At 65.0% G+C, this 24,740-nt stretch carries 29 protein-coding genes; 11 read left to right on the top strand and 18 right to left on the bottom strand.

Annotated elements, in window-relative coordinates; genetic code table 11:
- Positions 1 to 481: 481 nt before the first annotated feature.
- The gene (locus GUY23_RS09935) at positions 482 to 1,063 is read right to left on the bottom strand and encodes a TetR/AcrR family transcriptional regulator (protein ID WP_166971913.1); all 582 of its coding nucleotides are present in this window, start codon (positions 1,061 to 1,063) and stop codon (positions 482 to 484) included.
- Positions 1,064 to 1,137: 74 nt separating this feature from the next.
- Between GUY23_RS09935 and GUY23_RS09940 the strand changes: the two genes are divergently transcribed.
- Both GUY23_RS09940 and GUY23_RS09945 read left to right on the top strand, forming a co-directional pair.
- Positions 1,138 to 2,517 (top strand): MFS transporter, encoded by a 1,380-nt coding sequence (locus GUY23_RS09940; RefSeq protein ID WP_166971915.1) that lies wholly within the window; start codon positions 1,138 to 1,140, stop codon positions 2,515 to 2,517.
- A complete protein-coding gene (locus GUY23_RS09945; protein WP_166971917.1) occupies positions 2,514 to 3,518 on the top strand; it encodes an IS481 family transposase in 1,005 nt (334 codons plus the stop codon). Before GUY23_RS09940 ends, GUY23_RS09945 begins: the two co-directional genes overlap by 4 nt.
- Before the next feature lie 54 nt (positions 3,519 to 3,572).
- Here the strand turns inward: GUY23_RS09945 and GUY23_RS09950 are convergent, their stop codons facing one another.
- On the bottom strand, positions 3,573 to 4,061 hold the full coding sequence (locus GUY23_RS09950) for a DUF6194 family protein (protein WP_166971919.1): 489 nt from the start codon (positions 4,059 to 4,061) through the stop codon (positions 3,573 to 3,575).
- Positions 4,062 to 4,103: 42 nt separating this feature from the next.
- On the opposite strand from GUY23_RS09950, the gene GUY23_RS09955 reads away from it, so the two are divergent.
- Positions 4,104 to 4,862, top strand: coding sequence for a MerR family transcriptional regulator (locus GUY23_RS09955; RefSeq protein WP_166971922.1), 759 nt, complete (start codon positions 4,104 to 4,106; stop codon positions 4,860 to 4,862).
- Positions 4,863 to 5,039: 177 nt separating this feature from the next.
- Here GUY23_RS09955 and GUY23_RS09960 read toward each other — a convergent pair whose 3' ends face one another.
- The 3 genes from GUY23_RS09960 to GUY23_RS09970 are packed head-to-tail and all read right to left on the bottom strand — an operon-like array spanning position 5,040 to position 7,577.
- Positions 5,040 to 5,927, bottom strand: coding sequence for a TrmH family RNA methyltransferase (locus tag GUY23_RS09960; RefSeq protein ID WP_166971924.1), 888 nt, complete (start codon positions 5,925 to 5,927; stop codon positions 5,040 to 5,042).
- A gap of 25 nt (positions 5,928 to 5,952) precedes the next feature.
- Positions 5,953 to 6,789, bottom strand: a complete 837-nt coding sequence (locus tag GUY23_RS09965; protein ID WP_166971926.1) for a sulfite exporter TauE/SafE family protein — start codon at positions 6,787 to 6,789, stop codon at positions 5,953 to 5,955.
- 2 nt (positions 6,790 to 6,791) lie between these two features.
- Positions 6,792 to 7,577: an ABC transporter ATP-binding protein gene (locus GUY23_RS09970; protein WP_166971929.1), complete on the bottom strand. Its 786-nt coding sequence runs from the start codon at positions 7,575 to 7,577 to the stop codon at positions 6,792 to 6,794.
- Positions 7,578 to 7,621: 44 nt separating this feature from the next.
- Here GUY23_RS09970 and GUY23_RS09975 point away from each other — a divergent pair, with 44 nt between their 5' ends.
- Both GUY23_RS09975 and serB read left to right on the top strand, forming a co-directional pair.
- A complete protein-coding gene (locus GUY23_RS09975) occupies positions 7,622 to 8,356 on the top strand; it encodes a hypothetical protein (protein WP_166971931.1) in 735 nt (244 codons plus the stop codon).
- Entirely contained in the window at positions 8,353 to 9,036 is a 684-nt protein-coding gene (gene serB, locus GUY23_RS09980; protein WP_228282196.1) for a phosphoserine phosphatase SerB, read from the top strand. Before GUY23_RS09975 ends, serB begins: the two co-directional genes overlap by 4 nt.
- An 86-nt stretch (positions 9,037 to 9,122) precedes the next feature.
- On the opposite strand, the gene GUY23_RS09985 is transcribed toward serB, so the two are convergent.
- From GUY23_RS09985 to GUY23_RS09995, 3 genes are all read right to left on the bottom strand, one after another.
- Positions 9,123 to 9,629, bottom strand: coding sequence for a SixA phosphatase family protein (locus GUY23_RS09985; protein WP_166971933.1), 507 nt, complete (start codon positions 9,627 to 9,629; stop codon positions 9,123 to 9,125).
- Between the two features lie 24 nt (positions 9,630 to 9,653).
- Positions 9,654 to 10,412 (bottom strand): enoyl-ACP reductase FabI, encoded by a 759-nt coding sequence (gene fabI / locus GUY23_RS09990; protein ID WP_166971936.1) that lies wholly within the window; start codon positions 10,410 to 10,412, stop codon positions 9,654 to 9,656.
- 129 nt (positions 10,413 to 10,541) lie between these two features.
- Positions 10,542 to 11,252, bottom strand: coding sequence for a beta-ketoacyl-ACP reductase (locus GUY23_RS09995; RefSeq protein WP_166971938.1), 711 nt, complete (start codon positions 11,250 to 11,252; stop codon positions 10,542 to 10,544).
- Between the two features lie 183 nt (positions 11,253 to 11,435).
- Between GUY23_RS09995 and GUY23_RS10000 the strand changes: the two genes are divergently transcribed.
- The 3 genes from GUY23_RS10000 to GUY23_RS10010 are packed head-to-tail and all read left to right on the top strand — an operon-like array spanning position 11,436 to position 12,966.
- Positions 11,436 to 11,861, top strand: a complete 426-nt coding sequence (locus GUY23_RS10000; RefSeq protein ID WP_407647357.1) for a DUF3099 domain-containing protein — start codon at positions 11,436 to 11,438, stop codon at positions 11,859 to 11,861.
- Complete coding sequence (locus GUY23_RS10005; protein WP_166971940.1) at positions 11,858 to 12,070, top strand: hypothetical protein; 213 nt, start codon at positions 11,858 to 11,860, stop codon at positions 12,068 to 12,070. Before GUY23_RS10000 ends, GUY23_RS10005 begins: the two co-directional genes overlap by 4 nt.
- The gene (locus GUY23_RS10010) at positions 12,067 to 12,966 is read left to right on the top strand and encodes an SURF1 family cytochrome oxidase biogenesis protein (protein ID WP_166971942.1); all 900 of its coding nucleotides are present in this window, start codon (positions 12,067 to 12,069) and stop codon (positions 12,964 to 12,966) included. The genes GUY23_RS10005 and GUY23_RS10010 overlap by 4 nt, the downstream gene beginning before the upstream one ends.
- On the opposite strand, the gene GUY23_RS10015 is transcribed toward GUY23_RS10010, so the two are convergent.
- The 10 genes from GUY23_RS10015 to GUY23_RS10060 all read right to left on the bottom strand — a co-directional run bounded on the left by GUY23_RS10015 (position 12,953) and on the right by GUY23_RS10060 (position 21,998).
- Positions 12,953 to 14,551: an ABC-F family ATP-binding cassette domain-containing protein gene (locus GUY23_RS10015; RefSeq protein WP_166971944.1), complete on the bottom strand. Its 1,599-nt coding sequence runs from the start codon at positions 14,549 to 14,551 to the stop codon at positions 12,953 to 12,955. The two genes, GUY23_RS10010 and GUY23_RS10015, sit on opposite strands and share 14 nt — an antisense overlap.
- Positions 14,548 to 15,249, bottom strand: a complete 702-nt coding sequence (locus GUY23_RS18940) for a ribonuclease H family protein (protein WP_166971946.1) — start codon at positions 15,247 to 15,249, stop codon at positions 14,548 to 14,550. Before GUY23_RS18940 ends, GUY23_RS10015 begins: the two co-directional genes overlap by 4 nt.
- Before the next feature lie 206 nt (positions 15,250 to 15,455).
- A complete protein-coding gene (locus GUY23_RS10025) occupies positions 15,456 to 15,791 on the bottom strand; it encodes a metal-sulfur cluster assembly factor (RefSeq protein ID WP_166971948.1) in 336 nt (111 codons plus the stop codon).
- Positions 15,784 to 16,263: a Fe-S cluster assembly sulfur transfer protein SufU gene (gene sufU / locus GUY23_RS10030; RefSeq protein WP_208085317.1), complete on the bottom strand. Its 480-nt coding sequence runs from the start codon at positions 16,261 to 16,263 to the stop codon at positions 15,784 to 15,786. Before sufU ends, GUY23_RS10025 begins: the two co-directional genes overlap by 8 nt.
- Before the next feature lie 4 nt (positions 16,264 to 16,267).
- Positions 16,268 to 17,530 carry a SufS family cysteine desulfurase gene (locus tag GUY23_RS10035; RefSeq protein ID WP_166971950.1) on the bottom strand — a complete coding sequence of 421 codons (1,263 nt, stop codon included), beginning with the start codon at positions 17,528 to 17,530 and terminating at the stop codon, positions 16,268 to 16,270.
- Positions 17,530 to 18,288, bottom strand: coding sequence for a Fe-S cluster assembly ATPase SufC (gene sufC, locus GUY23_RS10040; protein ID WP_166971952.1), 759 nt, complete (start codon positions 18,286 to 18,288; stop codon positions 17,530 to 17,532). The genes GUY23_RS10035 and sufC overlap by 1 nt, the downstream gene beginning before the upstream one ends.
- 26 nt (positions 18,289 to 18,314) lie before the next feature.
- Positions 18,315 to 18,632 (bottom strand): non-heme iron oxygenase ferredoxin subunit, encoded by a 318-nt coding sequence (locus GUY23_RS10045; protein ID WP_166975948.1) that lies wholly within the window; start codon positions 18,630 to 18,632, stop codon positions 18,315 to 18,317.
- 2 nt (positions 18,633 to 18,634) lie between these two features.
- A complete protein-coding gene (gene sufD, locus GUY23_RS10050) occupies positions 18,635 to 19,810 on the bottom strand; it encodes a Fe-S cluster assembly protein SufD (RefSeq protein ID WP_166971954.1) in 1,176 nt (391 codons plus the stop codon).
- A gap of 41 nt (positions 19,811 to 19,851) precedes the next feature.
- On the bottom strand, positions 19,852 to 21,282 hold the full coding sequence (gene sufB / locus GUY23_RS10055) for a Fe-S cluster assembly protein SufB (RefSeq protein WP_166971957.1): 1,431 nt from the start codon (positions 21,280 to 21,282) through the stop codon (positions 19,852 to 19,854).
- On the bottom strand, positions 21,279 to 21,998 hold the full coding sequence (locus tag GUY23_RS10060) for a helix-turn-helix transcriptional regulator (protein ID WP_166971959.1): 720 nt from the start codon (positions 21,996 to 21,998) through the stop codon (positions 21,279 to 21,281). The genes sufB and GUY23_RS10060 overlap by 4 nt, the downstream gene beginning before the upstream one ends.
- 103 nt (positions 21,999 to 22,101) lie before the next feature.
- On the opposite strand from GUY23_RS10060, the gene GUY23_RS10065 reads away from it, so the two are divergent.
- The 3 genes from GUY23_RS10065 to GUY23_RS10075 are packed head-to-tail and all read left to right on the top strand — an operon-like array spanning position 22,102 to position 24,658.
- Positions 22,102 to 23,019, top strand: a complete 918-nt coding sequence (locus GUY23_RS10065) for an ABC transporter ATP-binding protein (protein WP_166971962.1) — start codon at positions 22,102 to 22,104, stop codon at positions 23,017 to 23,019.
- Positions 23,016 to 23,747, top strand: coding sequence for an ABC transporter permease (locus GUY23_RS10070; RefSeq protein ID WP_166971964.1), 732 nt, complete (start codon positions 23,016 to 23,018; stop codon positions 23,745 to 23,747). The genes GUY23_RS10065 and GUY23_RS10070 overlap by 4 nt, the downstream gene beginning before the upstream one ends.
- A gap of 8 nt (positions 23,748 to 23,755) precedes the next feature.
- Entirely contained in the window at positions 23,756 to 24,658 is a 903-nt protein-coding gene (locus GUY23_RS10075; RefSeq protein ID WP_228282198.1) for a COX15/CtaA family protein, read from the top strand.
- Positions 24,659 to 24,740 lie beyond the last annotated feature (82 nt).

Here is a 24,740-nt window from a genome sequence, read left to right on the forward strand (position 1 = left end):
CTTTGGCCTTAGGTACCAGGCAAATGCCTTCTGACCTGCACAGACGCAACCGCGGCGTGCAAGTCTCAAGCATTGTCATCTAAGGACATGGACCGGGTGGGATCAGCATGTTTATGTTATAAGTTACTTGCTGCAAAAATAGGAAAGGAGTCAGTAGCTGTGCGGTCATCGCGTGACGAATCACTCACGAGTGCCTCATAAGTCGTCCACGTCTATGGATGCAAACGAGCAAGTCAGACGTCTGGAACCTGAGCGTCAGCGGAACCCGCAGATCGGCGATCGCCCACTTCAGCAAATGCCCACGAGAGCGAGTCGGCTCGTCCGCCCATTCTGGCTCTGCGTTGCCTGCCAGCCACAGAACTCAGCGCGTTCCCGCGCGAGCCCCGTCATCTTGGCCTCGAGGTAGTCGATCAATGACACCTGGGCACTAGTTGTTGCGGGGCAGGACGTTCTTGACAGTCGCACAGGCACGTCCGCGCGGTCATGGGGATAGTTGTGGTCCGAGTCGTTCGAGGTAGTTCTTGATCAGCGCCTGGGCGTCTGCCTCGGAAAGTTGTCCTGTCATGACCAGTGTCCCGACTCCGTGGGCCAATGCCATCACTTCCAGGGCCAAGAACCGTGCGGCTGTAGCGCTAAGGCCACTGGACTTCAGGACGCCGGAAAGGTGGTCTCCAAGCCCGCTCAGATGTCTCTGATAGGCCTGCCCTGCCATGTCGGGGTCGGTGATCGCCAAACCCTCCATAGAGACGCCGACGCGGTGGAAATCTTGGCTCGCCCGATCGGTTGGTAGCGCCTCGTCGAAGAAGGCTTTGATGACCTCGAGCGGCGACTCGTATCCCTGCCGTCGAGCACGGGCCTGCCATCTTTCCACGCTCTTGTCGGCAAGGCGGTCGAGCACGACACCGAGGAGCTCATCCTTAGTGCTGCCGTAGTACTGGACGAGTCGGAGGGACACGTCTGCTTCGGCGGCGACGGCTCTCATGGTGACGGCGTTGAGCCCGCCGCGGGCCAGGAGGCGCTCGACGGCCTCCATGATCTCGGTTCTGCGCGTGGACTCCGCCATCCAAGACTCCTTCCATCTCCATCTCCATCGATGATACGTTCGTACCACGCGATACGAGCGTATCAAGGAGGGGCATGTCTACCTGGTTGCAACGGCTCGGGCTGTGGACGTCCTGTCTGGCTCAGCTGATCGTGGTGCTGGATGTCTCGGTGGTGAATGTCGCGCTGCCTTCGATCCAGGCCGACCTCGGACTCACCGGGGTTGCCGCGTCGTGGGTGGCGTTGGCCTACAGTCTTGGCTTCGCTGGATTGCTCTTGGTCGGCGCGAGGTTGGCCGATGTCGTGGGCACCGCGAGGCTGCTCGCCTGGAGCGTGGCGGCATTCACCCTGGCGAGCCTCATCGGAGGTCTCGCGACGGAAGGCTGGGTGCTCATCGCCGCCCGTGCCGCACAGGGCGTCTCTGCCGCTGCAGCGTCTCCGGCGACGTTCACCTTGCTGACGACCACCCACGCCGAAGGCCCGGAACGAACACGAGCCATCGCTGTCTGGACTGCGGTGAGCCTGGCTGGGGGCGGGTTTGGCAACATCGCCAGCGGGTTGCTCACCGACCTGATCTCCTGGCGAGCCACCTTGTTGATCAACCTTCCCATCGGAGTCGGTGTCGTCATCGCGGCACTCGTTCTCCACCGACGGACCACTGACCAGTGCGGCGCGGGGCGCATCGACTTCATCGGCGCAGGGCTGGCAACAGCCGCGTTCACGTGCGCCATATACGCGCTGTCCGTCACAGGTGAGGGGGCCTCGGGTGGCCTTCTAGCCGTAGTGGGTTCGCTCGCGGTCGCGTTGTTCGTCCTGCTCGTCCTGCAGCAGCGCCGCACGTCTCACAAGCTCGTGCCGAGCGATCTCGCACGAGACCGGCTGATCGTCCTCGGCAATATCGCGACCGCGCTGACCGGGGCATGCTTCCAAGTCGGCCTGTGGTACTTCCTGACTTACCGGATGCAGACCCAGTTTGGCTATTCGCCGATCCAGGCCGGTCTGGCGTTCCTCCCGCTCACCGCCAGCATGCTGGTCGTGAACCTCTGGTTCACGCCGCGCCTGATGAAACGACGCTCGCCCCGGGTGCTGATCGTGGCAGGTGTCGTCATCGCCGTTCCCGGACTGCTCTGGCTGACAATCTTCGACGGCGGGTCCTTCGCTGTCGCCGTCCTGGTCCCCACCGTCACTATCGGGATCGGCGGCGGTCTGATGAACACACCGCTCGCCACGCTCGTCACCACAGGTGTTCGTCCCGAACATGCTGGCGCAGCCTCTGGACTGATGAACACTGCGAAGCAGTTCGGCGGCGCGATCGGCCTCGCAGCCGCGACCGCCGCCGCCGCTATCGCCGGCACCGACAGAGCCGCCTTCGTCTTCATGTCAGTAGCGCTCCTCGCCGTGATCGCCACTGCGGCCGCAATCCCCGCCCAGCGCAACGACCCCCAGCCCGCCAAGACAACAGGGAGAGCGTCGTGACTCACGCCAACGCACCATTGAGTATCGAAGGCCGCCGTCGGCTCGTTGAGCGATGCAAGACCCGGCCGATCGCCCACGTGTCGGCCGAAATGGGCATCTCTCGGGCATGCGCCTCAAAGTGGGTCAACCGGTGGCGAAGCCACGGTGTTGCCGGGCTGCTCGATCGATCGTCGACGCCACGCCGAAGCCCCGTCGCGACGCCAGCCTGGGTCATCGAGCACATCGAGACCTGGCGGCGTGAACATAAGTGGTCGGCCCATCGAATCACCTACGAACTCGTCGAGCTCGGCTTCTCGATCAACCGCCGCACCGTCACCCGGCACCTGACCCGACTCGGTCTCGGCAGACGGAGATTCATCGACCCCGGCGGAGAGAACAACCGCAAGCCCGGGAAGATCAATGCACGCTGGCCCGGCCACATGGTGCACCTGGACGTGAAGAAGGTCGGCCGAATCCCCGACGGCGGCGGCTGGCGCATCCATGGCCGCGACAGCGATCAGGCCAAGACCGCCGGTCGAGCGAAGTCAGCCGGCGCGAAGCGCGGCTACACCTACCTGCATTCGGCTGTCGACGGATTCTCCCGGCTTTCGTACACCGAGCCCCTGACCGACGAGAAGGGAGCCACCGCAGCGGCGTTCCTCGCCCGAGCCAAGGTCTGGTTCGCAGCCCACGGCATCACCCACATCCACCGCGTCGTCACCGACAACGGGGCCTGCTACCGCTCTGGTGATTTCGAACGGATCGTTGGCTCGCACACGCGACATCAGAAGACCAAACCGTACACCCCACGACACAACGGAAAGGTCGAGCGCTACCAGCGAATCCTGGCCGAGGAACTGCTCTACGCCCGAGAGTTCAGCAGCGAAGATGCCCGCTCCACTGCGATCGCTGTCTGGAACATCCACTACAACTACCATCGACCGCACAGCGGAGCCGGTGGACGGCCGCCAGCATCACGACTCCGGACCAGCGTCACTAACGTTCAACCCTCATACAACTAGTTGTTGCGGGTCATGACGTTGTAGTCACGGAGCGGGCTCAGGCTCGCGAACGGCTCACTCGGACGGCAAGTCTTCGCCCCTGCCCTGTCTTCGCTCAACCCGACGCCGGTCAGCAAGATGCGCGGAGTACACCGCTGCTAAAGCTCGTTCGAGGGTCTCGTTCCCGGGGTTCACGATGCAGACCCACCCAGATGCGCCGTAGAGCGGGTGAGGTAGGAACGTGTCGGTGACGCTGTAGTCCACCTCCGATTCGTCGATCTCTTCGGGCGGAGACCCGAGGAGTTCGGCAAAGGCCTGTGCACCGACATGGATGTTCAGTCGCCAGCGATCAGCCGCATCGAGGCGAGACTCGGCGTCGCCCGGGTAGTCCTTCGTCACGATCGTCGCGTACGGCTGACGATTGCGCGGCACCTGCCCATCCGGGGCGTAGTAGAAGAAGTAGTCGCCCCAGGAGATCTCAGGATGCTGGCTCCCCCGAGTGGGCGCGAGCTCGAGGAGACCATCGTAGGTGCGGACTTCTGAGAGGATCTGTTCCATAGACATGCTTCAAGTATGAACTTAAAGTGCTTATGGAGGGTTCTTGCCATGACCAACGACGATGCAGTCGGCTCTCAGCAGTACACGACGAGCCGTCTCGCCGCTGTCTCGGGCTACTCCGTGCAGCAGATCCGAGACCTCGAACGCCTCGAGGTGATCCCGCCCGCAGCCCGCCAGCCCAACGGATACCGGCAGTTCACCAGCGTGCACGTGACCGCGCTGCGGGCATATCGCCAGCTGGCGATCGCAGTCGGCCCCGTGATCGCCCGCGCGACGATGCGCGAGATTCGCCATGTGCCCTACGACAAAGCCGTCGCCCGCATCGTCGCACTTCACGTCGACCTCGCACGCTCCCGAAGCGACACGATCGTCGCGCTCCACGCTCTCGACAGCATCGTCGAGGAGACTGCCCAAGATGCTCCACCGGCACCAGGCGACACGATGAGCATCACCCAGCTCTCCACTGCGCTCGGCGTGCGCTCCTCCACCCTCCGCTTCTGGGAACAGGAGGGTCTGTTCACTCCCGATCGAGCCGAGCATCTCTCCGCCAGGCGCTACCCGCCCGGAGCCGTGAACGACGCCCGGATCGTCGCCGCTCTCCGTGCAGGCGGATACCGGATCCCTGCAGTCAAAGCTGTCATGGCGTCCCTGCGCACGATCGACGGCACCTCGAACGCTCGTGAGGCCCTGCGGGACCGTCTGACGAGTATTGCCGCCCGCTCCGAGGCGCTTCTTCGCGCGGGCGCGGACTTTTCAGATCTGTTGTGCTCATTTGCCGTGAGTAACCAACTGGCTGACAGCGGCTAGGGAAATGCGTCGGAAATTCAACTAGTCATGGCCAGCAAACAATGTGCGGCGGAACTGCAAGGCTTCACTTGCGCATGACACACTCGCTGTCGTGAGCCGATGAAGGCGGCTCCGCCATGGACCTTTAGCAGCGGGCTCGGAGGCTATGTCGGGCCAGCCATGACGTTGAATTGACGTTCACCTCGTCGCGTAGAACGCCACCGCCGCCGCAGCAGCGACGTTCAACGAATCCACTCCGCCCATCATCGGGATCGTCACCTTTCTGCCGAGCCGCTGCTCGGTCGCCTGAGTCAATCCATGGCCTTCGGACCCGAAGACGAGAGCGAGCTTCTCATGGTCTTCAGCGACCAGTTCGTCCAAAGTGATCGCCCCCTCCCCCAGCGTCATGCCTGCAACGACGAACCCTGCATCCTGGAGGGCACCGATGCTCTCTGGCCAAGGATCGATCCTTGCCCACGGGACCTGGAAGACCGTACCCATCGACACTCGGATGGCTCGCCGGTACAAGGGGTCCGCGCAACGAGGGGTCACGAGGACCGCATCGACGCCCATCGCTGCGGCAGAACGAATTAGAGCACCAACATTCGTGTGGTCGACGATGTCCTCGATGATGACGATGCGCGTGGCATCGGCGACCAAATCAGCAGGATCGGGAAGCACCGGTCGGGCCATCGCGGCCAGGGCACCTCGGTGGAGGTGGAAGCCGGTGAGCGCTTCGACGGCGGCGTCAGTGCCGATGAAGATCGGGACGTCGTTGCTCGCGATGATGTCGGCGAGGTCGAACAGCCATTTCGGACTCGTCAGATAGGACCTGGGCACCATGCCTGTGGCGTGGGCGCGGCGGATGATCTTCGACGATTCGGCGATGAACAGGCCCTCAGCCGGTTCACGGACACTGCGCAGCGCGACATCGGTCAGCTGCGTGTAGTCGTGCATATCGTCCAGGCCGCCGTCGGCGAGATCCGCCTCGTCGAAGAACCGCAGCCGTTCTGCGGCGATCCCGAGTTCGCTCGCTCGATCGATGACCTGCTTCGGGGTCAGCGGTGCCTTGGCCGGCGTGTTCACAGCACTCCTCCGCTCACAGTTCTGATCACAACGTGACGATTCGCCAGATCGCGACGAGTCCAAGGATGACGATGACCGTGCGCAGCAGCACCGGTGAGAACCGTCGGCCGATCCGCGCCCCGAAGTACCCGCCGATGAGCGAGCCGATCGCGATGCAGATGACGGCGATCCAGTTGATCCGGTCGTGGCCGACGATGATGTACGTGCTCGCAGAGACCGTGTTGACGACGAGGACGAGAACGTTCTTCAGCCCGTTGAGCCGCTGCAGATCATCGGGCAGCAGCAGTCCGAGGAGGGCGATGAGGATGATGCCCTGGGCGGCGGCGAAGTACCCGCCGTAGATGGCGGTGAGGAAGACGACGAGGAGGACGGCCAGGTAACGGCCGGTCGACAGCGCATCCCCCGCCTCGGCGGCCGTGTGCTCGACTCCGGCTTCCTGCGCCCGACGCAGGGACCGGTTCTTCAGGTAGCGGGAGAGATAGGGCTGGCCTACGACCATGATCAGGGCGACGACGAGGAGGACGGGCACGATCGTCTCGAACGCGTCCTCGGGCAGATGCAGGAGCAGATACGCCCCGGTCAGCGATCCCAGCAGGGATGCCGGCACGAAGCCGAGGATCCGCCTCCACTGCCCGCGCAGCTCCTCACGGTAGCCGAACGACGAAGCGATGTTGCCGGGGATGAGGCCCACCGCGTTGCTCATCGTCGACACGACGGGCGGGACCCCGAAGGCCACGAGTGCAGGGAAGGTGATGAGGGTGCCGGAACCGACGACCGCATTGATGCCGCCTGCAGCGATGCCGGCGAGAACGATCAGTCCGATCTGCCACGGTTCGAGACCGATGCTCTGCCACAGCTCCATGCTCAGAGAGTCGAGTGTGCGTGGTAGCGCTGACCGTCGCGGGTGAGCTTGATGTCGATGCCGAAGGTCGCGGCGAGGTTGTCCGCCGTGAGCGTCTCCTCGATGGGTCCGGCAGCCAGGTCGGTGCCGTCGGCGAGGAGCAGGACATGCGTGACCCCGGCCGGGATCTCCTCGACATGATGAGTGACCATGATCGTCGACGGCGCCCACTTCGACGACAGGATCTCCGTGAGCGCCCCGAGCAGCTCCTCACGACCGCCGAGGTCGAGGCCGGAGGCCGGTTCGTCGAGGAGCAGCAGCTCAGGGTCGGTCATGAGCGCCCGGGCGATCTGGACGCGTTTGCGCTCGCCCTCGGACAGGGTGCCGAAGGTGCGATCGGCCAGATGGGTGATGTTGAAGGCGGCGAGCAGATCGCGGGCCCGGTCGATATCGGCCTGTTCGTACTCTTCGACCCACCGTCCGGTGACGCCGTATGCTGCGGTGAGCACGGTGTCGAGCACCGCCTCGGAGCTGGGGATCCGATTGGCCAGCACCGTCGAGGCATAGCCGATGCGCGGTCGCAGTTCGAAGACGTCGACACGCCCGAGCTGCTCCTCGAGAATGCTCACAGAACCCGTCGTCGGGTGCATGCGTCCGGCCGCGAGTTCGAGCAGCGTCGTCTTGCCCGCACCGTTGGGCCCGAGTACGGCCCAATGTTCGCCCTCGGCGACGGTCAGCGAGAAGTTCTCGAGGAGGAAGTTCTTCCCCCGGCGCACGGACACGGAATCCAAATTCAGGACATCACTCATATCCTCAGACTCTATCGCAGGCGCGCCGTCTATTCTGGTTCGACATGGACCTCACGACCGACTCACTCCTGCTGACCCTGGCGATCAATCATCGTCTGCGCTCGACCCTGCCCCCTGACGAGGTCAGCGCCGCCTTCCTCGACGATGATCGTGATGTTCCTCTCATCGTCGCCGATGAGGTCTTCGACACCTCCGTTCCGAGCGGACTGCTGCTCTTCGCAGCCGTAGCCGCCGCGGCGGGGATCACGCATGCGCGCTTGGCCCTGCACCATCCGTCCCTGCCGCATACGACTCCCCCGGTCGAGAAGGAGGCCCGGACGAAGGTCGGGCGGCACAGCGCCCCCGTCGTCCTCCACCGCGGTTCCGAGCAGGCTGCGGTGGCGCTCATCGGCGCCGAGGCGAACGTCGAGATCATCGCGTGCCGTCCCACGCTCTTCCGCCCCGTCACCGTCGGCACCTCCGCCGAGGCGCTGCGCCGCCTGCGTCTGCTCGTGATGGAGGGGCTCACCCTCGTTGAGACCCTCGACGTTCCCGAGGACTGGCGGCAGGGCCCGTGGAGGGACTGGCAGGAGGAGCTGTCGACGACGCATCCGATCTCCCGCCTCATTCCCACCGAGGCCGATTCGAGGGCGATCTACGCGGCCCTGGACATCCACCACCGGATGCGCTCGGTCCTCGCCCCGGCCACGGTCTCTCCACCGGAGTTCGGAACGCTGCTGTCTCAGCTGCACCCGGCCGCGGCGAACTACATCATGGCAGTGGCTACGATGAACGGGTGAGTGAAACCCAGCAGAGCGCGCGCAGCGCCCCATCCGTCCAGCTGCTCGTCATGGACGTCGATTCGACGTTCATCAACGAGGAGGTCATCGACCTCCTCGCCGCCCACGCGGGTGTCGGTGATGAGGTCGCCGACATCACCGAACGCGCCATGGCCGGCGAACTCGACTTCTCTGCATCCTTGGCCGAACGTGTGGCACTGCTCGAGGGTCTGCCGGAGACCGTGCTCGATGAGGTGCGAGAGCAGATCACCCTCACCCCCGGTGCTGCCGACCTCGTAGCCGCCGTGCACTCGGCCGGCGGTCAGGTGGCCCTGGTGTCCGGAGGATTCACCGCGATCATCGCCCCGGTGGCCGCAGAGCTCGGCATCACCGATGTCTTCGCCAATGGGCTCGGGGTCGTCGACGGCCTTCTCACCGGACGCACGAGCGGGAGAGTCATCGACCCGAGTGCGAAGGCCGAGATCTTCGAGGACCTGCTCTCGGCAGGAGGCTGTGAGCGAGCGGCTTCGGTGGCGATCGGCGATGGGGCCAATGACATCGGCATGATCCGCGCAGCCGGTCTCGGGGTGGCGTTCTGTGCGAAGCCGGCCCTCGTCGAGGCTGCCGATGCGTCCGTGACGACGCGAGACCTGCGTGAGGTGCTCACGATCATCGAGGCTCGCAGCACAGCGGCGCCTTGACAGTCGATCTTCCTGACACACACGAACTCTGACATGGACTGAGGCCCTCCGAATTCTTCGGAGGGCCTCAGTTCAGGTTCGGCGGCTCACACGCCGTGGAAGACGCGGATCTGCGGCGCCGGGTACGACCCCGGCTCCACGTCCCAGCTCTCGAGGTCGAAGACCGCGATCGAGGAGGGACGGAACCCGTCCGGAACTCCACGTTCGGGGTTGAGGTGTCCGATCACCTCGGCGACGGTCGGTTGGTGGCCGACGATATAGGCGCACTCGCTGTCCGCAGGGATCGAGTTGATGGCATCGAGCCAGTCCTCGACCTCGCAGGCGTAGAGTGACGGATCCTCCCGCAGCTCGAGGCTGCCCGGTCTCTCGACGCTGCCGCCGACGGCCCGGTTCACCGCTTCGACGACGGCCTGACCGGTCTGCACGGTCCGACGGGCGGCCGAGGCGATGGCCACATCGGGTGACCACCGTTCGGCGATCTCGGCTCCGGCTTCGACGGCCTGGGCCAGGCCCTTGGCACTGAGAGACCGTTCGAAGTCGGTCGGGCCGTCGGGCTCCGCCTTGGCGTGGCGGGCGAGGATGAGCACGGGCATGTGTCGAGCCTCTCCCGTCGAGTCTCAGGCGCCGGTGGAGTGGAAGCCGCCGTCGACGTGGACCATCTCGCCGGTGGTGGCGGGGAACCAGTCCGAGAGCAGGGCGACGATCGCCTTGCCGGCAGGAGTGGTGTCTTTCTGGTCCCAGCCCAGCGGTGCACGGTCGCCCCACATGTCCTCGAGGGTCTCGAAGCCGGGAATCGAGGTCGCCGCGGTGGTCTTGAGCGGACCGGCCGAGACGAGGTTGACGCGCACGCCGTCTTCGCCGACGTACTTCGCGAGGTAGCGGGCGGTGGACTCGAAGGCGGCCTTGGCCACGCCCATCCAGTCGTAGACCGGCCAGGAGATCGTCGCGTCGAACGTGAGTCCGACGATGCCGGCGCCCTTGTTGAGCACGGGCTTGGCGGCCACGGCGATGGCCTTGAGCGAGTATGCGGAGACGTGGATGGCGCCGGAGACCGACTCCCACGGGGTGTCGAGGAAGACTCCGCCGAGGGCGTCCTTCGGCGCGAAGGCGATAGCGTGGACGATGCCGTCGATGTTGCCGCCGAGGCGCTCGGGCAGAGCCGCGAGATCCTCTTCGTTCGTGGCGTCGAGTTCGATGACGTTCGGGGCCTGGGGCAGGCGTTCGGCGATGACCTGGGTGATCTTCATCTGCCGACCGAAGCTGGAGAGGATGACTTCGGCACCCTGTTCCTGTGCGATGCGGGCGGCGGCGAAGGCGATCGATGCCTCCGTGAGCACGCCGGTGACGAGAATGCGTTTTCCGTCAAGAATTCCCATGGTGGTCCTTTCTACAAGGGTCTGCTGGTCGTGTGGTTGACGCCGCTTCACGCGGCATCTCTGCTGTGAAGTCTACGGGCTGAGCTCCGGCGAGGCCGCATCGGATGCGGCAGGCAGGAGGGTCGAGGCTCAGTGCCCCATGCCGAGGCCGCCGTCGACGGGGATGACGGCACCGGAGATGTAGGCGGCCTCATCGGACGCCACCCAGCGGACGACCTTGGCGACTTCGGCCGGTTCGGCGAAGCGCTTGGCCGGAATCGTCGCCACGTACTCCTTCTGCTGCTTCTCGCTGAGTTCGTCGGTCATATCGGTGCGGATGAAGCCCGGGGCGACGACGTTGGCCGTGATGCCGCGGGAGCCGAGTTCGCGGGTGATCGAGCGGGCGAGGCCGACGAGACCGGCCTTGGCCGAGGAGTAGTTCGCCTGGCCGGGGACTCCGTAGAGACCGGAGACCGAGGAGATGAGCACGATGCGGCCCTTCTTCCCCCGGATCATGTTCGTTATTCCGCGCTTGACGGTGCGGAAGACACCGGTGAGGTTCGTGTCGACGACCGCTTCGAAGTCGTCGTCGCTCATCCGCATGAGCAGGTTGTCCCGGGTGATGCCGGCATTGGCGACGACCACCTCGACGGGGCCGAGCTTCTCTTCGACCTCGTCGAAGGCGGCATCGATGGATGCGGAATCGGTGACATCGGCAGACACGGCCAGCGCCCCGTCGGGGGCGTCTCCGTTGCGGGAGGTGACGGCCACCTTGTCACCATTGGCAATGAACTCCTCGGCGATGGTGCGGCCGATGCCGCGGTTGCCGCCGGTGACGAGGACTGTGCGTGGTTCGGACACGGATGACTCCTGTTGGTCGACTATGTAGGCAAATCTATCGTGGACCAACCTATCCTGTCCCCCGGTCCGTGGATATGTCTCTGACAAAGGACGAGTATCATGTTTGGCAGTCATCGATCGAAGAAGGATATGGTCAGGCACTCGCAACAGATCACCACGGCAGACACCGCCCTTGATGATGACATGAGATCTCGGATCATCAGGTATTCGATCACCATGGGCATCAGGACGGCCTGCTTCGTGGCAGCCTATTTCGCTTTCGTCGCCGACCAGCACGTGATCATGTGGATCTGTGTGGCCGGCGCGGTGGTGTTGCCGTACCCGGCCGTGATCTTCGCCAATGCCGGTCGGGAGCGGTCCCGCGACGACGCCACCGCTCTGATCGACCAGGCTCCGCAGGCCGAGCTGCCGCCGGCCCGGGGCGAGACGATCTCCGAGGACGGCACCGTCACCGACTCCGGCGAGACCATCGCTGGGATGACGGTCGACGATGAGACTGTCAGGGGTGAGACTGTTGCCGATGAGACGGGCGAGGATACGACCGCCCGGCCTCAGACGGTCGAAGGTCAGACGGTCGAGGATGAAGCGGACGAAGGAGAGCAGAGATGAGCGAGGAGCTGCAGTGCTCGGCCAAGGACTGCCGAGCCTCAGCGACCCGGGCGATTCTGTGGAACAACCCGCGCCTGCACACTCCCGAGCGCAAGAAGACCTGGTTGGCCTGCGACGACCATCTCGACCACCTGCGCGAGTTCCTCACGCTTCGTGACTTCTATCTCACTGACGTATCCATCGATGACATTCCGGAGGACGCAGGTTGAGCCGCTATTCCTTCCTCTTCACCGCACGCTGGCTCAAGTACATCGCCATGGCGATCATCGTCGTCATCGCCTGCGTCTTCCTCGCCCTGTGGCAGAAGGACCGTCGTGAACAGCGTGAGCAGGAGATCGCCACGATCACCGCGAACTACTCCGCCGATCCCGTCGCCGTGGACTCGGTGCTGCCGAATACGGACTCGACCCTGGCGACGACGGAGCAATGGACCCAGGTCCGGATGACCGGTGAGTACGCGGACGGGGACACTGTCCTCGCCCGCAACCGCACCGTCGACGACCAGCCCGGCTTCTACGTCGTCACCCCCTTCCACATCGCCCAGGGACCGACGATCGCCGTGGTCAGAGGCTTCACCACCGAACAGGAATCCGTACCCGCAGCGCGCAAGGGCCGACAGACCGTCGTCGCTCATCTGCAGCCGGCCCAGGACGGGTCCGATGACGACAATCCCCCGGGAATGATCAAGGCCATCGATCCGGCCCGCATCCCCGGGATGGACGACTCCTACGCCCATGTCTACGCCGAAGCGTCATCAACGGGCAGCGATGAGGCCGAACCCGGGCTGACCCCGCTGCCGATGCCCGACCTCGATCCCGGCAATCACCTGTCGTATATGCTCCAGTGGTTCGCGTTCGGGATCATGATCATCATCGCCGTCGCGATCTCGGCACGCCGGGAGCGCAAGGCCGCCGCCGAGGCTGCCGAACGCGGCAGCGACGACAACGAACTCGTCGTCATCGACAAGTCCGCCCTCGACGCGGGAGCGAAGATCGGAGAGTCGGGCAGCCGCTACGGACACAACCGCTTCGCCTCCCCCACGGTCCACGGTCAGGCCGAAGCCGAGGAGGACGCGATGCTGGAGGAGCGCTTCAGGCGAGGCTGACGAGGTCGAGGTAGGTGTCGTTCCACAGGTCCTCGTCGCCGTCGGGCAGAAGCAGCACGCGATCGGGATCGAGCGCCGAGACTGCTCCCTCATCGTGGGTGACGAGGATGATCGCGCCCTCGTAGCGGCGAATGGCCGAGAGGATCTCCTCGCGCGAAGCCGGGTCGAGGTTGTTCGTCGGCTCGTCGAGGAGGAGGACGTTCGCACTCGAGACGACGAGCGTGGCCAGGGCCAGTCGCGTCTTCTCACCGCCGGAGAGGACACGGGCGGGTTTGTGCACGTCGTCACCGGAGAAGAGGAACGAACCGAGGACGTTGCGCACGGCTGTGTCATCGAGGTGCGGTGAGTTCCGACTCATGTTCTCCAGCACGCTGCGCTCGAGGTCGAGCGTCTCGTGCTCCTGCGCGTAGTAGCCGAGCTTGAGTCCGTGTCCGGGAACGACCTGGCCCGAATCGGGTTCGTCGAGACCGGCGAGCAGGCGCAGCAGCGTCGTCTTGCCCGCACCGTTGTAGCCGAGGATGACGACGCGTGAGCCTTTGTCGATCGCGAGGTCGACGCCGGTGAAGACCTCGGTGGAGCCGAAGCTGCGCGAGAGTCCCTCGGCAGTCAGCGGCACTCGACCGCAGTCGGCCGGTGCCGGGAAGCGGAGGTTCGCGACCTTCTCGGTGGCGCGTTCGTCGTCGAGTCCGGCGAGCAGACGTTCGGCGCGTTTGGCCATCTGCTGGGCAGCCACGGTCTTCGTCGCCTTCGCCATCATCTTGTTCGCCTGCGCGGTGAGCGCCGAGGCCTTCTTCTCCGCGTTCGCACGTTCGCGGCGGCGGCGACGCTCATCGTCCTCGCGCTGCTTGAGGTAGAGGCGGTAGCCCATCGAATAGATGTCGATGGTCTGGCGGGTGGCGTCGAGGAAGAACACCTTGTTGACGACTTCGTCGATGAGATCGAGGTCGTGGCTGATGACGATGAGGCCGCCCGAATACGCCTTGAGGTAGTCACGCAGCCACAGTACGGATTCGGCGTCGAGGTGGTTCGTCGGCTCGTCGAGGATCATCGTGTCGGGGGCGGAGAAGAGGATCCTGGCGAGTTCGACGCGTCGACGCTGACCTCCGGAGAGCGTGCCGATCTCCTGGCTGATGAGGTCCTCGTCGAGGCCGAGGTTCGCCGCGATGGCGAAGGCCTCGGATTCGGCCGCATACCCGCCGGCGGCGATGAACTCGGCCTCGATGCGCGGGTACCGATCGATCGCCTTCGTCGCGATCTTCTCATCCGGGGAGGCCATCTGCCGCTCGGCCTTGCGCAGTCGCTTGACGAGTACGTCGAGCTCGCGCGCCGAGAGGATCCGTTCGAGGCCGGTGGCCTGCAGGTCGCCGCTGCGCGGGTCCTGCGGAAGGTAGCCCACGGTTCCTGAGATCGAGACATCCCCGCTCGCGGCGGGGTGTCCTCCCATGATCACCTTGGTCAGGGTGGTCTTGCCGGCACCGTTGCGGCCGACGAGGCCGACCCGGTCGCCTTTGTCGACGCGGAACGAGACATCGGACATGAGCGTGCGGGCACCGACGGTGACCTCGAGGCCTGAGGCCTGAATCATTCGTTCTCCAAACTGCGGCCGATGAGTTCGGCCAGAAATTCCTGGGGGTGGATGTCGCGGGCCTGTGCCCGGGCGACGAGTTCGTCGGCGACGGCGGCGGGCACTCGGCAGGACACGACGGTCGTGGACTCAGCCGACTTCCCCGCCGAGGCGGCCTCTGAGTCCGGGGCCGACGAAGGGTCCGCTGCGGGCGTCGTATCCGTCACGGGGGCTGTGCTTGACGACGGCGTCCCCGCGGGGACGTAACCGGGGCCCTCGGGGACCTCCGTGCCCTTCTGATAGGCCGTGGCTGCTGCCCTGGCACGATCGTCGGCGGCCTCGTTCATCGCGTGGTTGTTGTGCCCTTTGACCCATTCGAATTCGACCTCGCGGCCTTTGAGCGCAGAGTCGAGGAGTTCGAGCAGGTCCCGATTGAGGACCTCTTTGCCGTCGGCCTTCTTCCAGCCTTTGCGCTTCCAGCCGGGCATCCATTTGGTCAGCGCGTTGATGACGTACTGCGAGTCGCAGAAGATCTTGAGGTCCTCATCGGCGTCTGCCGTGGAATCGAGGAGATCGAGTACGGCCATGAGTTCGCCGCGGTTGTTCGTCGCGTTCTTCCATCCTCCGGCGTGCCAGCAGTCGTCGTCGACGTACCAGGCCCACCCGGCCGGTCCGGGGTTGCCGAGGGCCGACCCGTCTGCGGCAGCGATGATCGTCAATTGTTCTCCTTGGAAAGTCGGCTTCCATTCTTTCACGTCGGAGCCGTCAGCCCGCATTCAGGGGCGGTGATCTGTATGACCGTGGTCCCGTCAGCGCACTGCGACGACAAGCGCCGAGGTGGGGCCACCTCTCAGGGTGGCCCCACCTCGGCGATGCGGTCGGTGACGTCCCAACGGGGACGTTCAGTCGGACGGAAAGGTCGGACTCAGATATTGAAGCCCAGGGCCCGCATCTGTTCGCGACCGTCCTCGGTGATCTTCTCGGGACCCCATGGCGGCATCCAGACCCAGTTGATCCGGTAGGCCGGCACGATTCCTTCGAGGCACTGTGCGGTCTGGTCCTCGATGACATCCGTCAGCGGGCAGGCCGCCGAGGTCAGGGTCATCTCGATGACGGCGGTGCCGTCGTCTTCGACCGAGAGTCCGTAGACGAGGCCGAGGTCGACGATGTTGACACCGAGCTCGGGATCGACGACGTCCATCATCGCTTCGCGCACTTCGTCGACGCTGGCATTCTGCGGAGCGTCAATGACTTCAGGCATGGTGTTTCTCCTCACGAGCTGCTTGTGCTTGGTTGAGTGCGTCCTTGAAGGCCATCCAGGACAGCAGAGCGCATTTGATCCTGGCTGGGAACTTCGAGACGCCCGAGAACGCTGCCGCGTCCCCGAGCACGCTCTCATCCGCCTCCATTGTCCCACGAGAGTGCATGAGTTCGTGGAACGCCGATTCGATGACCAGCATGTCCGCGACGCTGTTCTCACCGGCCAGCTCGGACAGCACCGAGGCCGAGGCCATCGAGATCGAACAGCCGTCTCCGCTCCAACGCACGTTCACACGGCCGTCGTCGGTCAGCTCGGTCTCGAGCTCGATCTCGTCCCCGCAGGTCGGATTGACCTGATGGGAGTACCCGTGGGGACCGGCGGCCTTTTCGCCCAACAGCGCGGAATTGCCGATCCGGGAACGGGACTGGTCGAGGATGACCTGTTGGTAGAGCTGCTGCATCTGTGTGCTCATCGGCTCACTCCCCTTCCTGCGCGACCCCGAAGAAGGGACGCACCTCGGCCAGCGCGGACAGGAACCGTTCGATGTCTTCGGCGTTGTTGTACAGGTATGTGCTCGCCCGCGTCGAGGCGGTGACGCCGAAGCGTCGGTGCAGCGGTTGGGCGCAGTGGTGGCCGACCCGAACGGCCACACCCTGGGAGTCGAGGAACTGTCCGACGTCATGAGCGTGGACGCCGTCGACGTCGAAGGCCACGGTCCCGATGCGTTCGGGTGCGGATCCGAGCACGCGGATGCCGGGGATCTCGGCGATGCCGTCGAGGAGGAGCCGGCCGAGCTCGCGCTCATGGGCGAAGATCTCCTCGAGCCCCACCTCGGCGAGGTAGCCGATCGCGGTCGCGAACGCTGCGACCTCGGCGACCGGCTGGGTGCCGGCTTCGAACCGCTGCGGGGCGGGCATGAACTCGGTCTCGTCCATGGTCACCGTGGTGATCATCGATCCGCCCGTGAGCACGGGCGGCAGAGCGTCGAGCAGCTCGGACTTCCCCCACAGCACACCCAGACCGGTGGGTCCGAGCGCCTTGTGCGCGGAGAACGCCGCGAAATCGACGTCGAGGTCGACGAAATCCACGGGCATGTGCGGAACCGACTGGCAGGCGTCGAGGACGACGTACGCCCCCACCTCCCTGGCCCGAGCCACGAGTGTGTCGACAGGATTGATGGTGCCGAGCACGTTCGATACGTGGGTGAACGCGAGCACCTTCGTCGTCTCATCGACGATCGACTCGAGGTCGGTCAGGTCGAGTTCACCGGAGTCGGTCACCGGCAGCCAGCGCAGCTGCGCACCCGTCGAGGCGGCCAGCTGCTGCCAGGGTACGAGGTTCGCGTGATGCTCCATCTCGGTGATGACGATCGAATCCTCGGGTCCGAGGGCGAAGCGCTGTGCGGCCTCTCCCCCGAAACCGTGGCTGGCGCGGTCGATGCCCAGAGCCACGACGTTGAGCGCCTCGGTGGCGTTCTTCGTCCAGCACACCTGTTCAGGAGCACCGCCCACGAGCCCGGCGACGGCGATGCGACCGTTCTCGAACGCGTCAGTGGCCTCGACGGCCAGCGAATGCGCACCCCGGTGCACCGCGGAATTGCGCTGCTGGAAGTATTCGGTGAAGGTGTCGATGACGCACTGGGGCTTCTGCGAGGTCGCCCCGGAGTCGAGATCCGACAGCGGCAACTCCCCGATCCTGACATCGAGGATCGGGAAGTCGCCCCGCAGACGTGCGAACATCAGACGCCGGCGGTGAAGAAGCGGTCGTAGCCTTCGTTCTCGAGGCGATCGGCCAGCTCCGGTCCGCCTTCCTCGGCCACCTTGCCCTTGATGATCACGTGGACGTGATCGGGCTTGATGTAGTTGAGGATGCGCGTGTAGTGGGTGATGAGCAGGACGCCGACATCGGTGGACTCCTTGACGCGGTTGACGCCTTCGGAGACGATCCGCAGGGCGTCGACGTCGAGGCCGGAGTCGGTTTCGTCGAGGACGGCGAACTTCGGCTTGAGCATCTCGAGCTGGAGGATCTCGTGGCGCTTCTTCTCACCGCCGGAGAAGCCTTCGTTGACGTTGCGCGTCGCGAAAGCGGGATCCACGCGCAGGTTCTCCATGGCCTGCTTGAGGTCCTTGGTCCAGTTGCGCAGCTTCGGAGCCTCACCGTCGATGGCGGTCTTGGCCGACCGGAGGAAGTTCGTCACGGTCACGCCGGGCACCTCGACGGGGTACTGCATAGCCAGGAACAGCCCGGCCTTCGCGCGCTCGTCGACGGACATGTCGAGGACGTCCTCACCGTCGAGGGTGACGGAGCCGGAGGTCACTTCGTACTTCGGGTGTCCGGCCAGCGCATAGGCAAGCGTCGACTTGCCCGAGCCGTTGGGGCCCATGATGGCGTGGGTCTCGTTCGAGTTGATCTCGAGGTTGATGCCGTTGAGGATCGGCTTGAGGCCGTTGTCGGTGTTGACACCGACGTGCAGGTCTTCGATCTTGAGAGTGGACATTTTATCCTTCTTCTTCGGTCTTCAGGTCAGTTGAGTGTTGTCGTCGGGTCGACGAGGATGCGCCCGGCGATCTCCTTGCAGTCATAGACTGCGACGGGTTCGAAGGCCGGAGGGTTCACCGGCACTCCCGTGTTGAGATCGAACTGCGAACCGTGCAGCCAGCACTCGATGGTGCCGTCTTCGATTTCGCCTTCGGCCAGGGACACCTCGCCGTGGGTGCACAGGTCGTCGATCGCGTGGAGCGTTCCGTCGGAGTCGCGGGCGAGGCAGACCTCGAACTCACCGACTTCGATGCGCATGGTTGCTCCGGGGGCCACCTCGTCGGCGGCCGCCACGTCGATCATGGTCACAGAACACTCCGGGACAGTTCGTCCTCGATGCGTTCGTTGAGCACTTCCTCGATCTCGGGCACCTGGATCTTCTGGATCACTTCGTTGAAGAATCCGCGCACCACGAGCTGACGGGCGACATCCTCGGGGATGCCGCGGCTCATCAGGTAGAACAGGTGCTCCTCGTCGAAGCGTCCGGTCGAGGACGCGTGCCCGGCACCGGCGATGTCGCCGGTCTCGATCTCGAGGTTCGGCACCGAGTCCGCGCGTGCCCCATCGGTGAGGATGAGGTTGCGGTTGAGTTCGTAGGTGTCGATGTCGAGGGCTTCGGGCCGGATGAGCACGTCACCGATCCACACGCTGCGCGCGTCCTTGCCCTGCAGAGCGCCCTTGTAGTGGACGTTCGACTGGGCCTTCGGCGTGTTGTGGTCGATGTAGGTGCGGTGCTCGAGGTGCTGACCGGCATCGGCGAAGTAGAGTCCGAGCAGTTCGGCCTCTCCCCCGGCCGCCGAGTAGCGCACGTTCGTGTTCAGGCGCACGATGTCGCCGCCGAGGGTGATGTGGATGTGCTTGAGCTTCGCATCCTTGCCCACGATCGCGTCGTGCTGGCCGAGGTGGTGGGAACCGTCCTCCCACAGCTGCAGCGAGACGAAGGTGACGTCCGCGCCGTCGCCGACGACGAGCGAGACGAGCTCGGAGTACCGGGCCAGTCCCTCGTGTTCGACGACGATGGTCGCCTTCGAGTTCGCTCCGACGGACACGACGACATGGCCGTGCCCGATGGTCTCGCCGGTGCCGTCGGCATGGATGATCGCGGCCCGCTCGAGTTCGGTGTCGGCGGGGACCGAATAGTGCGTGACGGCAGAGGAACGGTTCGCGGCGACGGCGGCGGCCCGGTCCTCGGGCTCGAGGATGCCCAGCTCCTGGGCGGACTCGAGCGAGATCTCCTCGACGGAGATGCCGGCGGGCAGATCGGAGTCGATCTTCAGCGACGCCTCGGTGGCGGCATCATCGAAGAAGTCGCTGATCTTGCGCACGGGTGAGAAGCGCCATTCCTCTTCCCGGCCGGTGGGCACGGGGAAGTCGGCGACGTCGAAGCTGCGGGTGCGAGCGTCGCGCTTCGAATCGGGCACCTGGACGTCGGAACCGTGCGAATGCTCCGAGAGGCCAAGCGGGTTGGTGGTATCAGTCACAGAAATACTCCTTTGAGCGCGGTGTGGGTGCTGAGCGGGCCTCAGCCCACCGCGCCTTCCATCTGCAGTTCGATGAGGCGGTTGAGTTCGAGGGCGTACTCCATCGGCAGCTCGCGGGCGATCGGCTCGACGAAGCCGCGCACGATCATCGCCATCGCCTCGGTCTCCTCCATCCCGCGGGACATGAGGTAGAAGAGCTGATCCTCGCTCACCTTCGACACAGTCGCCTCATGGCCGAGGGTCACATCGTCCTCGCGGATGTCGATGTAGGGGTATGTGTCGGACCGGGAGACGTTGTCGACGAGCAGAGCGTCGCAGAGGACGTTGTTCGACGATCCCTCGGCACCCGGGTGGACATGGACGAGTCCGCGGTAGCCGGCACGTCCGCCGCCGCGGGCCACGGACTTCGACACGATCGAGGAGTGGGTGTGCGGAGCGGCGTGGACCATCTTCGCACCGGTGTCCTGGTGCTGTCCCTCGCCGGCGAAGGCCACGGACAGCGTCTCGCCGCGGGCGTGCTCACCGGTCAGCCAGATGGCCGGGTACTTCATCGTCACCTTCGAGCCGATGTTGCCGTCGACCCATTCCATCGAGGCGCCCTCTTCGGCGATGGCACGCTTGGTGACGAGGTTGTAGACGTTGTTCGACCAGTTCTGGATAGTGGTGTAGCGGACCTTTGCGTCCTTCTTCGCCACGATCTCGACGACGGCCGAGTGCAGGGAGTCGGTCTTGTAGATCGGGGCCGTGCAGCCCTCGACGTAGTGAACCGAGGATCCCTCGTCGGCGATGATGAGCGTGCGCTCGAACTGGCCCATGTTCTCGGTGTTGATGCGGAAGTAGGCCTGCAGGGGGATCTCGACGTGGACGCCCTTGGGGACGTAGACGAAGGACCCGCCGGACCACACCGCGGTGTTGAGAGCCGCGAACTTGTTGTCGCCGGAGGGGATGATCGACCCGAAGTACTCTTCGAAGATCTCAGGGTGCTCACGCAGACCCGTGTCGGTGTCCATGAAGATGACACCCTGGGACTCGAGTTCTTCGTTGATCTGGTGGTAGACGACCTCGGACTCATACTGAGCGGCCACACCGGCGACGAGGCGCTGCTTCTCCGCCTCCGGGATGCCGAGCTTGTCGTAGGTGTTGCGGATGTCCTCGGGCAGGTCCTCCCACGAGGTGGCCTGGCCCTCGGTGGAGCGCACGAAGTACTTGATGTCGGCGAAGTCGATCCCGGTCAGATCGGCTCCCCAGTTCGGCATCGGCTTCTTGTCGAACAGGCGCAGGGCCTTGAGCCGACGCTTGAGCATCCACTCGGGTTCGTCCTTGAGCTTCGAGATGTTGCGCACGACCTCTTCGCTCAGCCCGCGGGTCGCGGTCGCACCTGCGTCGTTCTCGTCGTGCCAACCGTATGCATACTGTCCGAGGTCTTTGAGCTCGGGATTCGCATCGATGATCCGATTGCCTGTGTCAGTCATCGTGAACCTCCTTGAGGTCGATCATTGCTGTGGATGAGTGGTCTGGTCAGTTCCGAAGTCGGAATGTGGGTGGTGCACACATGGTCACCCTGCGCCAGCGAGGACAGCCGCCTGACATCGACGCCGAGGTAGTCGGAGAACATCGCGAGCTCTGCTTCGCAGATCTCCGGGTACTCCGCGGCCAGAGCCTGGATCGGACAGTGCCCCTGGCACAGCTGCATGGCCTCGAGTGGGGTTCCGGCCGCGACCGGTGTCGCCGAAGCGGCGTACCCTTCACGGGTGAGCGCAGCAGCCAATGCGCGCGAGCGTGAGGCCACTGTGGTGCCCCCACGCTTATCGAGTTCGGGGCCGAGCCGATCGCGCAGACGTGCCACGAGATCCTCGGTGTATTCCTCGACGGCAGGCTTGCCGTGCCGATCCTCCATGAAGCGGAGGATGTTGACGGCGAGTTCGTCGTAGGAATGGCTGACCGAGTCGTGCCCGGCCGCCGTCACGACGTAATGCCTGGCCGGACGTCCTCGGCCTGCCTGTTTGCCGGCGAGGTCGCGGACCTCGATGAGGCCCTCACTCTCGAGGGCGTCCAGGTGACGTCGAATCGCCGCTGGGGTCAGATCGAGGGCTTTGGCCAGTGACGAAGCGGTGATCGGTCCTTCGTCGAGCACCGACTGGAAGACCTTCTGCCGGGTTCGGCGGTCCTCCGTATCGTTCGCAGCCATAATCCACCTCCTTGACTAACACAACAATAGTGTTGCGTAATTTGTTCCGTAAAACTAGGTGAGCCTAACCATTGCGGCTTTCGACGCGTCGTAGAATGGTCGGGTGTCATCTTCGGCCCTGACCATCCGCGGTCTCCATTACTCGTACGGCGCTCATCACGTCGTCGACGGAATCGATCTCGACGCGCACGCAGGTTCCATCCTCGGCGTGCTCGGTCCCAACGGCGCGGGCAAGTCGACGACCATCTCCCTGGCCGTGGGCACCCGTCGCCCCGATGCCGGGACCGTGCGGATCTTCGGCCATGACCCCGTCACCGATCATGAGACGACCTCTCAGCTGGCCGGAGTGATGCTCCAGGACGGCGGACTGCCGATGAGCGCGAAGCCGCTGCAGGTGCTCCGTCACCTCTCCTCCCTCTATGCCGACCCCCTCTCTGTCGAAGAGCTCGCCGGTCCCCTGGGTCTCCATGAGTTCTCCGGCCGTGCGATGCGCCGCCTCTCGGGCGGCCAGAAGCAAAGGGTCGCGCTCGCGGCCGCCTTGATCGGCCGGCCGTCGCTGGTCTTCCTCGACGAACCCTGCGCGGGTCTCGACCCCCAGGCGCGCGAAGTCGTCCACTCCTTCATCCGCGATCTCGCCGACCAAGGCGTCGCCGTCGTGCTCACCACCCACGACCTCGTCGAGGCGGAGGAGCTCTCCGATGAGGTCGTCGTCATCGATCGCGGCCGGATCATCGCCCAAGGTGCGCCCGAAGAGCTGCGCAACGCGTCCGATGACTCGCGTCGCCTCGACATCCGACTCGATCGCCCCGCCGTACCGGAACTGCTCAGGCGCCTGTGCGATATCGCGCCCGCCTCGGCGCAGGGGACGACGATCACCGTCGAAGGTGCGCTGACAACGGCACAGATCGCCTCGGTGTGCACCGCCATCGCTGATACGGGAGCGCAGATCGACGATCTCGATATGCATGCTCAGTCCCTAGCCGACGTCTTCTTCGAGCTCACGGGGAGGCCCCTGCGATGAGTTTGCAGCGCATCTTCTCACAGGCGAAGTTCGAGACGGTCGCCGTGCTGCGCAACGGCGAGCAGCTCCTCATCTCCCTGGTCTTCCCGCTCGGTCTGCTCATCTTCCTTGCGAAGTCTCCCCTGCTCACAGGTCTCGGGGTCATCTCCCCCGATGCCTCTCCGCTGACGATCGCCGTGCCCGGAGCGCTCAGCCTCAGCCTCGCCTCCAGTGCTTTCACCGGTCAGGCGATCGCGACGGCCTTCGACCGCAGGTACGGGGTGCTGCGCCAGCTGGCGACGACCCCACTGGGCACGAACGGTCTCATCCTCGGCAAACTCGGCGCCGTCATCATCGTCGTGCTCATCCAGTTCGCGCTCGTGCTCGCGGTCTCTCTCGCCCTCGGCTTCCGCGGACCCATCGATGTCCTCGGAGCGGTCTTGGCCACGGTGTTCGGCACCGCGGCGCTGCTCTCGCTCGGGCTGCTCATGGCCGGGACCGTCCGCGCCGAGGCGACGCTGGCGGGATCGAATCTCATCTGGGTGCTCATGGCCGGCGTCGGTGGCCTCGTCATCGCGCCTCCGGGAGAATGGGGAACGGTCGTGAGCTACCTGCCCTCCGGCGCGCTCGGCGATGCGATGCGCGCGGCCGTGGGCTCAGGGAACATCGACATCAAGGCAATCATCGTGCTCCTCGTCTGGGGGCTGGTGGGAACGCTTGCGGCACGCAGGTGGTTCCGTTTCGAATGAGGAGTGAAGTGGTCACGAAGAAGATCCGCATCGCCGCGTGGGCGATGCTCATCGCCCAGGCCGGGATCATCCTGACCGGCGGCATCGTCAGGCTCAGCGGTTCAGGACTCGGGTGCTCCGACTGGCCCAAGTGCACTCCGGACTCGCTCGTGGCCACCAGCGAGATGGGCATCCACGGCGCGATCGAGTTCGGCAACCGCCTGCTCGCGATCGTGCTGGCGATGCTCGGCGCACTCATCGCACTGATGCTGTGGAAGCATCGGAAGAAGCGTCCCGATCTCTTCTGGCTCGACATCGGCCTGCTCGCCATCGTCCCGGTCCAGGCCGTGGTCGGAGGGATCACCGTATGGACGAAGCTCAACCCCTGGGTCGTCGCGGGACATTTCGTGCCCTCGGCCATCGCCGTCGGCGTGGCCGCCTACTTCGTCCGCCGCACCTACGACACGGGCGTCCGGCTGGGCACCAAGGCATCGACGCCGCTGCCGACACTGGGCTGGATCATCCTCGCCCTCACGGCGATCATCGTCGTCTTCGGCGTGCTCACCACCGGGGCCGGCCCGCACTCGGGATCGACGATGTCGACCCGCAACGGACTCGACAACATCTGGATCACGCGGGCGCACGCCTTCCCGGTCTGGCTGCTCGTCATCACCACCGTCACCGCCCTCGTGCTCGCGAAGCGGAAGGCCCAGACGGCGATGATCGCTCCGCTCTCCGTCCTCCTCGGCGTCGAGGTCATCCAGGGCATCATCGGCTACGTCCAGTACTTCCTCGGCGTTCCCGAACTGCTCGTGGCCTTCCACATGATCGGCCTCTCGGCGACCATTGCGGCAGCTGTGGCCGTGCTGGACAGCGCCTATCCGAGGAGCACCGATGTCTCGTCCGATCGGTCCCTGACCGTGGTTTCCTGATCGCGCCGGCGACTCTCGCCGAACTCATGACCGGACCCGCGCAGATGCAGGCGCTCATGGGAATGAAGACGATAGGCATCGA

It is taken from the genome of Brevibacterium atlanticum, assembly GCF_011617245.1.
Classification (GTDB): Bacteria; Actinomycetota; Actinomycetes; order Actinomycetales; family Brevibacteriaceae; genus Brevibacterium; species Brevibacterium atlanticum.

Coding starts and splice junctions, on each gene's coding strand:
- sufC (WP_166971952.1), bottom strand. CDS start 18,288: ATGTCCACTCTCAAGATCGAAGACCTGCACGTCGGTGTCAACACCGAC.
- GUY23_RS10045 (WP_166975948.1), bottom strand. CDS start 18,632: ATGATCGACGTGGCGGCCGCCGACGAGGTGGCCCCCGGAGCAACCATG.
- GUY23_RS09935 (WP_166971913.1), bottom strand. CDS start 1,063: ATGGCGGAGTCCACGCGCAGAACCGAGATCATGGAGGCCGTCGAGCGC.
- GUY23_RS10015 (WP_166971944.1), bottom strand. CDS start 14,551: ATGATTCAGGCCTCAGGCCTCGAGGTCACCGTCGGTGCCCGCACGCTC.
- GUY23_RS10060 (WP_166971959.1), bottom strand. CDS start 21,998: ATGGCTGCGAACGATACGGAGGACCGCCGAACCCGGCAGAAGGTCTTC.
- GUY23_RS10000 (WP_407647357.1), top strand. CDS start 11,436: ATGAGATCTCGGATCATCAGGTATTCGATCACCATGGGCATCAGGACG.
- GUY23_RS10005 (WP_166971940.1), top strand. CDS start 11,858: ATGAGCGAGGAGCTGCAGTGCTCGGCCAAGGACTGCCGAGCCTCAGCG.
- GUY23_RS09950 (WP_166971919.1), bottom strand. CDS start 4,061: ATGTCTATGGAACAGATCCTCTCAGAAGTCCGCACCTACGATGGTCTC.
- sufU (WP_208085317.1), bottom strand. CDS start 16,263: ATGAGCACACAGATGCAGCAGCTCTACCAACAGGTCATCCTCGACCAG.
- GUY23_RS10025 (WP_166971948.1), bottom strand. CDS start 15,791: ATGCCTGAAGTCATTGACGCTCCGCAGAATGCCAGCGTCGACGAAGTG.
- GUY23_RS09955 (WP_166971922.1), top strand. CDS start 4,104: ATGACCAACGACGATGCAGTCGGCTCTCAGCAGTACACGACGAGCCGT.
- sufB (WP_166971957.1), bottom strand. CDS start 21,282: ATGACTGACACAGGCAATCGGATCATCGATGCGAATCCCGAGCTCAAA.
- GUY23_RS10035 (WP_166971950.1), bottom strand. CDS start 17,530: ATGTTCGCACGTCTGCGGGGCGACTTCCCGATCCTCGATGTCAGGATC.
- GUY23_RS09940 (WP_166971915.1), top strand. CDS start 1,138: ATGTCTACCTGGTTGCAACGGCTCGGGCTGTGGACGTCCTGTCTGGCT.
- GUY23_RS10070 (WP_166971964.1), top strand. CDS start 23,016: ATGAGTTTGCAGCGCATCTTCTCACAGGCGAAGTTCGAGACGGTCGCC.
- GUY23_RS09975 (WP_166971931.1), top strand. CDS start 7,622: ATGGACCTCACGACCGACTCACTCCTGCTGACCCTGGCGATCAATCAT.
- fabI (WP_166971936.1), bottom strand. CDS start 10,412: ATGGGAATTCTTGACGGAAAACGCATTCTCGTCACCGGCGTGCTCACG.
- GUY23_RS09970 (WP_166971929.1), bottom strand. CDS start 7,577: ATGAGTGATGTCCTGAATTTGGATTCCGTGTCCGTGCGCCGGGGGAAG.
- GUY23_RS09965 (WP_166971926.1), bottom strand. CDS start 6,789: ATGGAGCTGTGGCAGAGCATCGGTCTCGAACCGTGGCAGATCGGACTG.
- GUY23_RS09985 (WP_166971933.1), bottom strand. CDS start 9,629: ATGCCCGTGCTCATCCTCGCCCGCCACGCCAAGGCGGAGCCCGACGGC.